The organism is Collinsella sp. AF28-5AC, assembly GCF_003457875.1.
Lineage (GTDB): Bacteria > Actinomycetota > Coriobacteriia > Coriobacteriales > Coriobacteriaceae > Collinsella.
Window position 1 is genome coordinate 39,456 of record NZ_QRTA01000010.1, and the last position, 12,984, is coordinate 52,439.

Genomic DNA, 12,984 nt, shown 5'->3' on the forward strand with positions numbered 1-12,984 from the left:
GCTACCACAACCCTCCGTTATCGAACCAGCTGGACTTGATCTCGACTCCGTTGGAATAGAAGCGCTCCTTGTGGTCCTCGGAGACGATGCGCGAACCGGTGGGGCGGAACTCGCCCTTGATGCGCCCGTTGGAATCGATGCCGGTTTTCTGGAACTTCATGATGGAGCCGACGGTAGGCACATTGCCCTGCATGCCGCAGACCTCGCAGATGTTGTTGACGCGGCGGCTGCCGTCGGGGAGACGCTTGATCTCGACCACGAAGTCGACGGCCTCGGTGATGATCTTCATGATGGCATCGGGGGGCATGTTCGCGCCTGCTCGGCTCATCTGCACGAGGTTTTGCAGGCGGTCGAGGGCGGCGCGGGGATTGTTCGCGTGCGTGGTCGTGAGCGAGCCGTCATGGCCCGAGTTCATGGCCTGGAGCATGTCGAACGCCTCTGGTCCTCGGCACTCGCCGACGACGATGCGGTCGGGGCGCTGGCGCAGCGTGTTGATGACCAGCTGCTGGAGCGTGATCTCACCCTTGCCCTCGTTGTTGGCGGGGCGGGACTGGAGCGACAGGACATGGCTCTTCGCCAAGTTGAGCTCGGCGGTGTCCTCGACCGTGATGATGCGCTGGCCGTCGGGGATGAAGTTGGAGAGCGCGTTGAGCAGTGTGGTCTTGCCCGAGCCGGTGCCGCCCTCGATGACGATGTTCATGCGTGCGAGGACGAGGGCCTGCAGGAAGTCCGCCATGTTTTCGTCCATGGAGCCGTTGGCGATAAGCGATTCCGGCGTGAGGGCATCGTTGCGGAACTTACGGACGTCGAGCGTCCAATGTTTTGCGATACCGAAGGCCACGGCGTTGACGCGGCTGCCGTCGAACGGCGCCCCCGTGCGATGCAGCATGCAGTCGCAAAGCGGGCTCTGGTTGTCGCACCTGCGGCCATCCGAGGAGACGATTCGCGCGATAGTCCTCTGGACATGCTCCTCGTCGAAGAAATGCACGTCCGAGAGCGTGATCTTGCCGCGACGCTCGACCATGACCTGGTCGGGCGAGTTGACCATGATTTCAGATACTTCCGGGTCCCAGAGCAACTCCTCGATGGGACCGAGTTGGAACAGGTCGTCCACGACGAACTTGGCCGCCTGACGCTTCACGTCCTCATCCGCGTCCTCGAAGGCCGGCGAGCGACTGACGTATGCGAGGGCGCGGTCTTGCAGGCGCTCGATGCCGTCGGACACCTCTCCGACGAGAGCCACCTGATTTTGCAGGTCGTTGGCGCATCGCGACATGACCTCGGCGACAGCGTTGTCGTACATCTTATCGAGCATGTTTACTCCTCAGCCGGGGTATCATCTGCGTCCACGACAGGCGCGGTGCCGGAATCGCTATCGCTCTGTGCATCGAGCGCATCGGGATCGGAATCGTCCTTCGGGTTCTCACTGAGCGGCTGGGCGGCGAGGCTGATGGAATCGGCGGTGCCGATTTCGGAGAGCTGCTCGGGCGTCAGCTCAAGGGTGACGGTCGAGTAGCCGGCACTCTGCGAGGAGCCATCGGAACTCTGGAGCGTGGCGTCGGTTGCGAGGACCTTGACGTTCTGGTAGGCAACGGTCTGCTGCGTGGAGCCGTTGCCGGACTTGAAGGTCGCGGTCACGGTGACATAGTCACCCGGCTTGAGCAGCGGTGACATGCTGGCAGCGGCATCGAGCGAGAAGGTTCGCGCGACATGGCCGGAAGCGAGCGCGAGCGAGATGGACGACGGGTTGGACGAACCCTGCACGGTGCCCATGGAGATCGGCACGCCCTTCGACAAGTCGCCGACGGGAGCCTTGCCGATAAGATCGGACTTGCTCGACCCATCGGCCGCATCGGCAGGCACGTAGCGCTTGGGCACCTGCGCCTCCTCGAGCATGTCGGCAGTGATGGGGGTTCCCGCCTTGATGGTCTCCTTGGGAACGACAATCTCGATTATGTCCGCCTGGCTCTTGGCGACCGTATCCTGGGCTACGGTGAACTCCACGGCCGCAAATGCCAGCGAACCGACCGCGACCGCAGCACACGCACCGCAGAGCCAAGAGAGCTGGCGGCGGCGTTTCTCGGGCGTCACGATTTTTGCCGCAGGGTCTTTCTCCTTCTTGCGACCGAACGCGGGAAATCCCTTTTTCTTGACCTCCTCGCCCTCCAGAGGCTCAATGGGATCCTTATCCTTCTTATTGAACATGGTGTTCCTTTCCGGCGCCGCGAGCGCCTGTCTCATCGCTTATGGCTCCGGCACTCACGAGAGTTCCGCGAGTCCCTTGTTAATTGCATCGTTCAGCGCATCGGAGATATCCGAGGCCATGCTGAGCGTCGTATAGGTTTCCTGACCCACCGACTTGTCTGCAGACTTGACCAGCTTGCAGCCATGACCGGCGGAGTTCTGCCGCCAGACCTCGGTAGATGAATAGGGGTTGATGGTGAACGTGATGGTGTTCTTGACGGGGACCGAGGCGAACCCGAACGTCTGGGCGAAAACGCACCTGTAGGTACCGGTGACCGAGACCTCGACTCCGATAAGTCGGTTCATGCTGCCGGACTTGGTTTCGGGTACTTCCCACGAGGTCACGGAGACCTCTGAGCCGCCAAGGTCGCGAAGGTTCTCCGTCAGGGACGAATAGATGATCTCGTCGAGGGCGCGGGTCGAGTCCGTGGCGTTGAACTTGATTTCGTTGCTGCGTGAAAGCGCCGACTCCTTGGCGAGCTCGATCGCATCGTTTTGACGCTGCGATTTCCACCATGCGCCCGAAGCATCAATCGCCAACCCCAGCACCATGACGAGGACGGCGGCAACGAGGACGAACATCACGAGCGCCTGCCCGTGCACGCTTCCCTTGCCGAATCGTTCCATCTATGCCACCTCCCAACGGCGCTCGACGGTGAAGCTCTGCCTGACGGATCTCCGGTAGGGGATACCGCCGTTTCCCGCAAGTCCGATACCTCGGCCCAAGTGGACGGTGATATCGGCGCTGATGTCGAGATAGCTAGCGGTCGTCGTCTTCAGCTCGCTTCCGAGCTGAACTGCAGTGCTGTTGCCGAGGTCGGTACTGCCCTTGTCCTCGAGATGAATCTCGGCGGAGTTGACCTCGATATCGTCCTCGGAAAGTCCCGAGGCGGCTGCAACGCAGCTCTTCACGACCCGCTTGGCGTCCATGGACTCCCAACCGCTGGGAAGCTCGTCTGCCATATGCGAAACCTGGTAGTCGAATGAGGACTTCTGGAAGGTGATGAAACCGAAGCACAGCACGGCCATCATCAAAAGGATGAGCCAGATGCCCGCAAAGGCGAACTCTACGGTCGTCTGCCCGCGAAACTGATGGAATCTCATCGCAGCACACCTTCTTCCGAGGAGCTGCCCACCACGGTTGCCGTGGCGGTGGCGGTATTTCCCTCACCGAAAAGTGAGGGCAGGAAGGTCTTGATGGTCTTCTTACAGGTGAACGCCTTGCTTTTCGTAACGGTCTTCACATCCGCAGTCTTCCAGCCGCTGGACTGCTTGACGCGCATCGTATAGTCGCTCTCCGCAGTGCCGGCATCCTCCGCGCTGAAGGAGAACTCGATGCCTTCGGTTCCCTTGACGCAAGCGAGTACATGGGCCTTGACATCGGCATCGGACGCATCGGGCCGCTTCGTGTAGAACGTGGCCGCCTCGGTGGCAGCGGTACGCACGCACATGGCGCTGCGGTAGTAGGCCGACCCGTCCAGCAATGCGAACAGCATAATGATGAGCAGTGGGGCGCAAAGGACAAACTCCACGAGTGACTGTCCTTCACATCGATGGCAATTTGGAAAACGTTTCATGGCATCACGCAGCTAGGACGAAGGCGAGAGCAGGCAGAAAGGCGAGGGGAGCGAAGGGCAGCGCCGTATCCAATTTCCTGATCTTCAGCACGGCGAGGATAATGGAACACTCTGCCAGCAGGGCAAGGCATGCGGCCAGAAGGGCGTTTGAACTGTACACGGCCGATGCGCCCACTGCTCCGAGCAAAAGGACATCGCCTAGGCCGAACGCCTCTTTCCCGCAAACCATTTCCGCGCCGTAAGCTGCCAGATACAGGACCACGGCAAGGCAGACCCCCTGGGCGAGCCTCTGCGGGATATTCGCGCCGCCGCCCATAAGAAGTCCGAAGAGGGCGAGAAAGGCGATGGAGTAGAGGTCGATGCGGCGATACCTGAAATCATTAATGCAGATACTGATGAGCGTGGCGACCCAGAAGCCGAAGGAGGGCTCTGCCAAGGCGCTGGCGATGGCACCGGCAGCGATGCCGCCGACAAGGCCGACTCCCAGCAGCCAATCCGAACAGCCCGTATCGAAGCGGCCGTCTTCGCGGCCGCCCCAGAACTTATAGGATTTCTCGATACCCACGAGGTCTTCATCGCTGAAATCGCAGGCGGAGCAGGCGGCACGGGCGACAGAAGGGCTGACGAGCCCCTTGAACGCCCCGTCGTGGATCTCTTCGACCCACTCGGCGTCCGTCTCAAGACCGTTCTCGATGGCATGGATCTGTGCGGTATCGACTTCCTCGGCATCACGCTTCTTCGCCGCGAGCGAGAAGATGGCGGCGGCAAGGATGAACGCCGCGCCGATTCCTCCTATTACTCCATTGATTGCGGTCATAGGGTCTCCTGTCAGTCTCTGTCTAAAAAGAAAAGGCACCGGCCGTCTTTGGGAAACGGACGGTGCCGAAAAATGCAAGCAGCTCAGCCACTAGGCACCGAAGCCGGTACCGGTACCGGTGTTCAAGGTCTCGGAAATCTTGGTGAACTGATTGCGGATGGCACCTGCGACGGCGGGGCCGGCGAAGACGACGACGAGCGAGATGACGGCGATGATCAGGACGTACTCGATGAGGCCCTGACCGGACAGCTCGCCGGCCTTGGCGGCGCGGAAGTCACGCACGAGCTTGTTCTTGAGCTGGTTCTTGGCGACCACGGCGCGGGCGCAGGCGGAGTTGACGAAATCCATTGGATGAATCCTCTCTAGCGGAGATAAATAGGGCATAGACGAAGTCTTGGCGACTAGGCACCGAAACCGGAGGTGGTGCCGGTGGTCAGCGTGGTGGCAATCTTGGTGAACTGATTGCGGATGGCACCTGCGACGGCGGGGCCGGCGAAGACGACGACGAGCGAGATGACGGCGATGATCAGGACGTACTCGATGAGGCCCTGACCGGACAGCTCGCCGGCCTTGGCGGCGCGGAAGTCACGCACGAGCTTGTTCTTGAGCTGGTTCTTGGCGACCACGGCGCGGGCGCAGGCGGAGTTGACGAAATCCATTGGATGAATCCTCTCAGTAGAGAACGATAGAAGGCGAGGGGCGCGCTCCCTCGGCGAACATAATCGAACTCCGTCAAGTGAGAAACTATGTCGTGCCGCAGCGGCAATCACATTCCTTCATAACTTGGTGGTTTTAGAGAACCGCCTGAAAGGGGAGCCGAATAAAAAACGGCCGACCGTATCGGCCGACCGTTAAAACACTGTTATTAAAATCATCTCGCGCTATTCGGGCTTAATGCCTTTTCCCTTGTCGCGCGACTCGAGAAATGCCTTCATGAGCGATTTGGCGCTTGCCAGATCTGAGCAGATACCGACGAGCGGGCAGTCGTTCGGCTCTCGTTTGATGGAGATATATGGCAGGCCTTCCTTATTGACCAGAACGAAATACTTCTTCACGAGATCGCTTCCTATTTGTAGAGGTTGATGCCATCTGGTTCAGGGTTGCGCTCGCCATTCAGACGAGACGTATCGACCTTGTTCCCTTGCTTTGTCTGGACTGAACCCGCAAATTCCTTACGCGGGCGATGCGCAGGTGGCCTGAACTCGTCAAGCGAGACGTCGAGCACCGTTGCGATCCTCTCGATATTCTCGAAGGAGGTCATTCTGCGGCCCGTCAGTAGGCGAGTGATAATGTTCTTGGATACCCCAGAGGCCTCTGAGAGCGAACTCTGGTTCATACCCTTTTTTCGCATGATTCGCCAGATGCGGACTCCGAGTTCCTTGTCCCCGGATTCGATGTCACGTCCTGCGATTTGTTCCCTGCGGGTCACGTCCTTGTAAGTGTTCATAAGCAGCCGCCCGTTGAGTTGAGATTTTGCACAAGCCAAAACTTAACCCAGCGAACCGTAAAACTTAAGTAGGGTCATTCTGACCCCCGTTCAATATGATTCCGCCCGTCCCGAAGATAACATCAGAGCAGAATCAACATACCGTACGATAAGAAACAGATCCGTTGCGGCAAAGTCCACCTACAGCATCCAGTCGAACCCGTTCTTGCCGAGCGTCTGGCGCATGTTCCCGATTTGCATCTCGGCATGGACGCCGTCCTCATCGAAGACGGTGTTCATGCCCCCGAATCCGGGTATTACCGTCTTGGTTTCACCCGTGGTGAGGTCGATTCTCTGGTTGCCGAATTGCCGTTCGAGGTGCAGCCTGCCGTCCGAACCGATTACCGTTTGATACATAATCCGATTCTCCTATTCGACGTACCTATTTCCCTTGCCGCAGTTGCAGTCCTCGCAAAGGGTCTGGAGGTTGTCCATAACCGACTTACCGCCGCGCGAGACGGGGACCACATGGTCGACGTGCAGCTTCACCCCATCCTCACGGCCTCTCCCGCACCGCACGCAATGGAACCCATCGCGCCGAAGCACGTCATAGCGCATCGCGCGGGTCACCTTCGCATGCTCGGCATCGTTGGCCATGCGGCGGTCCTGATATTCCAGTCGCCGCTTCTCCCGCTTTTTCTCGCGCTCACGCTCACGCTTAGCCTTCTTATGCTCGCGCCAGAACATGTCGAACACGGTCTCTATGCCAAACAGGACGATAGCGAGCGTAAAGAACGGCATCATGGCATCGGTCATTTGTTCCATGTCTATCCTTTCGGAATATTGAGGGTCTTCCATGCCAAACATACCGAACCCCAATGCCTGCCAATAACGTACTGCCGCTGCGGCATCACTGAGAACCGCCTCATCAAAAGAAAAGCCCGCATGGGATTGCGCAGGCTTTTCAATAGATGAAGACGGATTTAGAAGCAGAAAGCATAATAAGTCTGGCTAATGCCGTAATTGCCGTACTCGAAAATACACTGTCCACTCGAATTGGCGCAAGCAAAATAGAATTGATTGTCCTTACTCACTGATCGAGTAAATGAAACGTCAGGGAAGTCATTGCCACCTATGCCGTGTTGGCTGAAGTATTCATATTGCCTTCCATCACAATCGATATTGCCCCAAATCTCAGTCGAGGAAAGGAGAAACACCTTATCCGTAGTTGCCGTTGGAGTTCCAGCGGAACCGCCACCCTGGTTGTCAGTTATTTTCTTAACTGACACTATCTTTGATTTGAGATTTGGCGGTAAGTAACTCCAAATCTTTCCGGCGTTCATCTTCTGGCGAAGCTCCGATTTCTCCCACCCTCCTGTATTTCTTGGACTTGTCCAGGAGCCTGACACATGTTTCGAGTCATTCATACACTCGTTGGTGTAAGAATTCTTAGTTGTAAAAAAAGTCAATCCGGCCTTCCCTGAACCGTCAGACAGGTCGTCGTGGTTTATACCGATAATGCGATAGGTAATATTCACGCCCCCAGCCCATACCGACCACTCCGTCCTCGCATCCATGGCGGCTTTCGCCTTGGCGTAGACGACCGAAGAAGTGCCGTTCTTGGCGATATCGTCGGCTGCGGCCTTCTGCTCATCCAGCGTCAAGTCTTTTGCCTCTTTCTGGGCAACGGTCTTCATCGCCTCGCGGTAGGCCTTTTCCTCGGCGCTCATGAAACTGTCTCCGTCGGTGCCGGAGTCGACCGTGTTGGCGACCTGGTTGAATTGGTTTCTGATGGCACCGGAGACCTGCGGTCCCGCAAACACCACCACCAGGCCGATGACGGCGATGATCAGGACGTACTCGATGATGGATTGGCCTCTGAGGAAGGTCGTCTTAGGAGCGACCCCCCCCCGAGGCGAAAATGCCGCTGCATGCATATGCGGCTCCCTTCGCTCAGGGGTTTGTAATACGAGCAAAGGGTAGGGGTGGCGCGGGGTTTTGGGGCGGTCTTGCCGCTGCGGCACTCCAGTAACTCGATACCTCACTCAGAACAGCAAACGGGACGCCTTCCATGGCGCCCCGCAGTACAGCAACTTGTTATTATTCTCATCCTTCTAAGTTCCCCAGCACTTTGACGCGCTATATAAACCCCCTCATTCCTCTAAGGCCTTTTCGCGCGGCCTTCCCACATAGACTTTTTTCTTATTCTTCTTATTATTCTCATCCCGCCAAGGCACTCTGCGGCAGCCCCACACAGGTCTCTGCTTCTCATTCACGTACAAAAAAGCCGTGCCAAGTGAAACCACCCAGCACGGCGCCCCAAACACGACGGAGGGCGAGACAGGAAAGCTGTAGAGCATGACCCTCCATCTGCTCAAGTATCCCAAACGGCGAGAGGCGGCAACCCCTCGTGCCGCAAAGGCACACCTCAACGCTCCAAGGCAACTTCCCCCTCAGCCGTCCCCGCCTGATCCCCGTACACCTCGGCCAGCTCATCGAGCGAGACAGATGGTCCGTCCTGCTCGCGGACGGTAAGCCCGCGCCGCTCATCCATGTCCTGGTCGGCGTTGAGCCTGATACGCCTCGAGACCTCGTCATCCGTTACGAAGTCGGGCAGCTGGTCGATGCAGACAGCCAGCGCGATGAGATAGTTCGCGTCATGCTCGTCGACGACCTCCTCAAAGACGTTGTAGGGAATCATGACGGCAGCACCGGTTGACCCCGCAAGCGTCTCGGCAAACCTTGCCGCATCATGCGCATCGTCAAGCGAGCCGCGGTCTTGAATCGCCTCGCTGCACGACCAGATGCCCGCCTCATCGCGGCTCCATACCGCTATCTGCAGATCCCAGCCGCGGCCAAGGGAAAGGTCTTCGACCGCATGGCAGTCGACGAAGATAGGGGAGCGCTCCGGTTCCTTCACGACCCATGCGGCGCTATGGTGTACGAGGTCTTCTTTAGCCTTCTCCAGAAAGTATGGCTGGTGGTGGGTTCCCATGTTGTCTCCTAACGCTCATCACTTGATAATTTGCACTCCGCGCCGCAACGCTCAGGCTGAATGACCCCATCGATCTCGAGTCCATCGCTATCGCGACCGAACTGTTCGTAAGAATCCTGCGTGATATAGATGCCGAAACACTCGGCAAGCTCTTCCTCGATGCCCAAATCCGCATCCTCCACGCCCACCGCACATACGCCGTCGGGCAGATAAAGTTCCCCCGCATGCTTGATATCGATATCGCCGATGGCGCGGCCTTGGTAGAAATCGGTGAGTTGCAGCGTGTACCCCGGATGGGACGTGCGCGAGAGCATATGCGAGACACCGCGACCGCTCGACCAACAATACGCATCCATAGCGCCGTTTACGAGCCTCGAGATCATGCCTGTCTCCTTGACCGCGTTGCGGGCGATTGCAGCATCAGCCAAGGTGAAGTCATCGGAGATGTACGCCGCATCGATGAGTTCCTCGACAGGTTCGAAGGCGATGGGGAAGATGTTGCGATTGATATCCATGCGATGGCTCCAATTGTTCATCGAAATGCCGATGTCTTCAAGATGTATACGGCGCGGTAGTGGATGTTGCCTACTAACGCTCCTGACTCGATATTTCGCGGATAGCGTCCCGCGCATCCAATCGAACAGATTCGCTGCAATCGAGCCCCTCGTCGACGCAACCGAACCGCTCGTATGCATCGGGCGTGATATAGATGCCGAAGCGCTCGGCAAGCTCATCCTCGACACCCGAATCGGCATGCTCCACACCGACCGCGCACACGCCATCTGGCAAGCTGAGCTCGCCGTTGCCGGCATGCTTGACGTTGATATCTCCCCACGCATGGCCTCGATGAAAGGTGGTGAGCTGGAGCGTGTATCCCGGATGGGAAGTACGGGAGAGCATATAGGAGGTACCGCGGCCGCTCGACCAGCAGTATGCGTCCATGGCTCCGTTGACGAGCCTGGAGATCATGACCGTCTCCTTGACCGTGTTGCGTACGATAACCTCATCCGCCGCCCTGAAATCACGCGACCTATATGCTGCCGCAAGGATTTTCCTGACGGGCTCAAACGCAAGGGGGTGGATGTTGCCGAAGTTATCCATGGGAAGGCTCCAAAGGTCTATCTAGATGCCTATGCGCAACAGCTCCATTGCACGGTCGCGGTCGAAAGAGGCGGTGAGCTTGCCAAAGCGCTCGATATAGCCGATATGCTCGAGCCGCTTCACCAAGCGGCGGAACGGTTCGTACTGGACGCCCGCCTGGTTCGATAGCTCTCGGATGGTGACGCGCTGCCCGACTGACTTCTCGAGGGCATCGAGAGCCGCCATATAGAATTCCCGTTCCGAGGGGGTCAACTTGAAGCGACTCGGATCGCAACGGTCCGAAATCTCATCGGCGGCCGCATCGGCGCGTCGGTACGCCTCAGTCGGGATATGCCTTCCCGCCGCCTTCTCGAGAAGGGCGAAGACCCTGATCGACTGCAACGCGGTGAGGGAGAGGGAGAATTCGCAGCCTGTCGCACTCACGGAGCATTTCTTGACGATTAGCTTGGCGATTTCAGTGGACGGCACGAGATTGAAGGAAGAATAGCCGCCGTCTAGCAGGTACAGCTTGGCGAGCATCTCGACAAGCTCATCGCGGCTAAGCGCTATATCGCAGGAACCTTTGACTATCATCGATACCTCCTATGCAATCGCCACATTGCCGTAAGAATCGAACTCGATGAGCTTCTTGATCTCAAGGGAAGTCAAAATAGACTCGAACGTTGATTCGACCGGTGCGGCCATGATGCCATTTCGAAGCTCAGCGCGGCTCACGGTATGATCCCTGTTTTCGTATAGGTAGAAGAGAACCTGTTGTTCGGTCCTCTCGAAAAAACTGTCCCGTTCGTTCATTTGGTCTCTTTTCATAGAAGCCTCTCTTTGCCGAACAGGATACGGAGACACGCGCAGGCGCTGACCTTCTTGCCGCTGCGGCAGGTCTACCGGATTGGCGGAACCCTAGCGCCCCACAGACTGGGTCATATTGTCAATCTCATCGCCGGCGCAGCACTCGTCCATGCGCTCGGCGATATCGTCCAATCCCTCCTCGAGCCTGAACCCCTCGGGGACGTCCAGCGCCCCGATGGAGCAGAGCTGCGTGATGGTCAAATTAAGGTAGTCCTCGCCGCCGTCCTTTGAGAATTTGCCGAGCCAAAAAGGGGAGTTCTCTAAATCGGGCGTCTTGATGGCCATATCGATGTTCCAATCGCTCGCCTCGATTCCCCTGTCCTCGAGAATGCCCGCCAAATCGGAACGCTTCCATTTGACGGTGGCGCCTTCGATGATTTCAGGGTCGGCGATATCCCATGCGACCGACAGATCATCGACGCGAACGGAATCGCCCGTCCACTCGCCGGTCTTGCTGTCATATCCCTTCACGACCATAAACGGCTCGTCACCGCCGCAAAACAGTATCGCCGTCGAGCCGAACCTCGTGAGTTCGACATTGCCCCTCGGATCGGGTTTGATTTCCGTGCCTTGGATATCGAAATCCATTTCTTCCCTCCTAAAATCCGGCTTTATCCCTGCCGCCGCGCCCATAGGGTTGCGCCGAATCGAGCTCGACGGCCTCCATGAGGTCATCGAGCGATTCCATCCTCCCGTTCCCGGAGAAATCCCAGCCGAATACCGCGCAGATATCCCGCTCGACGCATGCGACGTCGCCACTCATCTCAGCCAGCCGCACGACAAGGTTCTCTGCAGGAAGACCTCGACGCATGCGCAGGCGGGCCATCTCCCGCCCGAGCTCGTCATTTTCCATGGCAATCACCCTGTCGCTAAGCGACTTGGCGATGAAAAGGACCTCATATTTCCCGTTGCCGTGTGCCATGCTCGGTGTCTCATCGAGGATGAGCTTACCGCCTTCCACGACAAGCTCGAAATCCCGAGCATCGTCGTCGAGTCGATATCGCCCAGCGGCGAGTTCGGCCGCGAACTCGCCGACGCTGCGCGGCTGTGCCCTGATGAAGGACTCGGTATCTGAAAACAGGTATTCGCAAAATCCCGAAGCCGAGTCCTTAAGGATGACGATGCATTTGGACGTGTCGATACAGTCGAGCAAGACGCGGACGTTATCCGTCGCACTCGAATCGTAGAACTCGGCTTCGGATTCGAGGTCGCGACTGAAAGCAGAGCGGATGACGTCGCACGCAAACCCGAGATCCGCGCAAAAATCCTCATAGGCGCCCTTGTCCTCGCCCGCCGCAGTGCGTGCACTGTCCAGAATCTCATCGGTCAGCCCGCTCGGAATTTCGACATCCGGAAAGTGTGATGGGTCGGCGATTCGTGAGACCGCTTCGCGTGCCCAACTCACACCGATGTCGTCGGCGAGCTCTCCCATCCGTGCCGGGCCATGTGCCAAGACTATATGCCTGTCGGTTCGGGTAGGTACCGCCGCGGCAGCCTTGGGGACAACGGCTGCGAGACGGGCGAGGTTGATGAGCTTATGGCTCTCGACTGCCTTGCCCAGTAGCATCTCGTAGCTTTTCTCCGATGGGATATTCCGAAGCTCGCGGACCTTTTCCGTGATGGAGAACAGGCTGCTCGGGATAGCGGAGATTCGAGCAGACGCAGTGTTGCCTCCATCATCTGAGAGAACGAGCTGCCCGTTTGGCTCGGGGTAGAGCCGCTCGGAATCTCCGACGAGACTCGACACAAAGTCACCCGCCCGCGACCCGTCTTTCTCCGCTACCCAAGAATCTCCTCGGCGGCAGAGGAGAACCGCATCGGGTACCTTTAGGCCTTCGAGATTGTCTATGGGTATTTCTCGCATCGACGCCGCTCCCATCATGTTCGAAATTTCTGCGATCGTATATCCTGACTTTACGAACATGTATGGCAGACAGCCCTGAGGGGACAGAAATAGACTTGGAGGGCGACCCGAAAT

20 protein-coding genes are annotated in these 12,984 nt (G+C 58.0%); all 20 read right to left on the bottom strand.

The genetic code is table 11. The features are described 5' to 3' along the window. Position 1 precedes the first annotated feature (1 nt). On the bottom strand, positions 2-1,315 hold the full coding sequence (locus tag DWZ01_RS07480; protein ID WP_117848515.1) for a CpaF family protein: 1,314 nt from the start codon (positions 1,313-1,315) through the stop codon (positions 2-4). Between the two features lie 2 nt (positions 1,316-1,317). Further along, positions 1,318-2,205, bottom strand: coding sequence for a Flp pilus assembly protein CpaB (gene cpaB, locus DWZ01_RS07485; RefSeq protein ID WP_158557010.1), 888 nt, complete (start codon positions 2,203-2,205; stop codon positions 1,318-1,320). Positions 2,206-2,259: 54 nt separating this feature from the next. Beyond that, the gene (locus DWZ01_RS07490; RefSeq protein ID WP_117848517.1) at positions 2,260-2,871 is read right to left on the bottom strand and encodes a hypothetical protein; all 612 of its coding nucleotides are present in this window, start codon (positions 2,869-2,871) and stop codon (positions 2,260-2,262) included. Next, positions 2,872-3,348, bottom strand: a complete 477-nt coding sequence (locus tag DWZ01_RS07495; protein ID WP_117848518.1) for a TadE family protein — start codon at positions 3,346-3,348, stop codon at positions 2,872-2,874. Then, complete coding sequence (locus tag DWZ01_RS07500) at positions 3,345-3,776, bottom strand: TadE family protein (protein WP_158557011.1); 432 nt, start codon at positions 3,774-3,776, stop codon at positions 3,345-3,347. The genes DWZ01_RS07495 and DWZ01_RS07500 overlap by 4 nt, the downstream gene beginning before the upstream one ends. A 49-nt stretch (positions 3,777-3,825) precedes the next feature. After that, complete coding sequence (locus DWZ01_RS07505) at positions 3,826-4,638, bottom strand: A24 family peptidase (protein WP_117848520.1); 813 nt, start codon at positions 4,636-4,638, stop codon at positions 3,826-3,828. Between the two features lie 90 nt (positions 4,639-4,728). Continuing rightward, the gene (locus tag DWZ01_RS07510) at positions 4,729-4,986 is read right to left on the bottom strand and encodes a Flp family type IVb pilin (protein ID WP_117848521.1); all 258 of its coding nucleotides are present in this window, start codon (positions 4,984-4,986) and stop codon (positions 4,729-4,731) included. Positions 4,987-5,039: 53 nt separating this feature from the next. After that, positions 5,040-5,297: a Flp family type IVb pilin gene (locus DWZ01_RS07515; RefSeq protein ID WP_117848522.1), complete on the bottom strand. Its 258-nt coding sequence runs from the start codon at positions 5,295-5,297 to the stop codon at positions 5,040-5,042. A gap of 222 nt (positions 5,298-5,519) precedes the next feature. Then, positions 5,520-5,693, bottom strand: a complete 174-nt coding sequence (locus DWZ01_RS10725) for a hypothetical protein (RefSeq protein ID WP_158557012.1) — start codon at positions 5,691-5,693, stop codon at positions 5,520-5,522. Positions 5,694-5,704: 11 nt separating this feature from the next. Then, positions 5,705-6,085, bottom strand: coding sequence for a helix-turn-helix domain-containing protein (locus DWZ01_RS07520; RefSeq protein ID WP_117848523.1), 381 nt, complete (start codon positions 6,083-6,085; stop codon positions 5,705-5,707). A 180-nt stretch (positions 6,086-6,265) separates the two neighbouring features. Then, on the bottom strand, positions 6,266-6,481 hold the full coding sequence (locus DWZ01_RS07525; RefSeq protein ID WP_117848524.1) for a hypothetical protein: 216 nt from the start codon (positions 6,479-6,481) through the stop codon (positions 6,266-6,268). Between the two features lie 12 nt (positions 6,482-6,493). Further along, on the bottom strand, positions 6,494-6,889 hold the full coding sequence (locus DWZ01_RS10945; RefSeq protein ID WP_117848525.1) for an HNH endonuclease: 396 nt from the start codon (positions 6,887-6,889) through the stop codon (positions 6,494-6,496). Positions 6,890-7,047: 158 nt separating this feature from the next. Continuing rightward, entirely contained in the window at positions 7,048-8,001 is a 954-nt protein-coding gene (locus DWZ01_RS07535; protein ID WP_117848526.1) for a DUF6273 domain-containing protein, read from the bottom strand. Positions 8,002-8,492: 491 nt separating this feature from the next. Then, positions 8,493-9,059, bottom strand: coding sequence for a hypothetical protein (locus DWZ01_RS07545; protein WP_117848528.1), 567 nt, complete (start codon positions 9,057-9,059; stop codon positions 8,493-8,495). 8 nt (positions 9,060-9,067) lie between these two features. Then, a complete protein-coding gene (locus DWZ01_RS07550) occupies positions 9,068-9,574 on the bottom strand; it encodes a hypothetical protein (RefSeq protein WP_117848529.1) in 507 nt (168 codons plus the stop codon). Between the two features lie 73 nt (positions 9,575-9,647). Next, positions 9,648-10,160: a hypothetical protein gene (locus DWZ01_RS07555; protein ID WP_117848530.1), complete on the bottom strand. Its 513-nt coding sequence runs from the start codon at positions 10,158-10,160 to the stop codon at positions 9,648-9,650. A gap of 21 nt (positions 10,161-10,181) precedes the next feature. Continuing rightward, entirely contained in the window at positions 10,182-10,733 is a 552-nt protein-coding gene (locus DWZ01_RS07560; RefSeq protein ID WP_117848531.1) for a hypothetical protein, read from the bottom strand. 9 nt (positions 10,734-10,742) lie between these two features. Continuing rightward, positions 10,743-10,967: a hypothetical protein gene (locus tag DWZ01_RS07565; RefSeq protein WP_117848532.1), complete on the bottom strand. Its 225-nt coding sequence runs from the start codon at positions 10,965-10,967 to the stop codon at positions 10,743-10,745. A 90-nt stretch (positions 10,968-11,057) separates the two neighbouring features. Continuing rightward, positions 11,058-11,594 (bottom strand): hypothetical protein, encoded by a 537-nt coding sequence (locus tag DWZ01_RS07570; protein ID WP_117848533.1) that lies wholly within the window; start codon positions 11,592-11,594, stop codon positions 11,058-11,060. Between the two features lie 10 nt (positions 11,595-11,604). Next, the gene (locus tag DWZ01_RS07575) at positions 11,605-12,753 is read right to left on the bottom strand and encodes a hypothetical protein (protein ID WP_199412413.1); all 1,149 of its coding nucleotides are present in this window, start codon (positions 12,751-12,753) and stop codon (positions 11,605-11,607) included. Between the last annotated feature and the right edge of the window lie 231 nt (positions 12,754-12,984).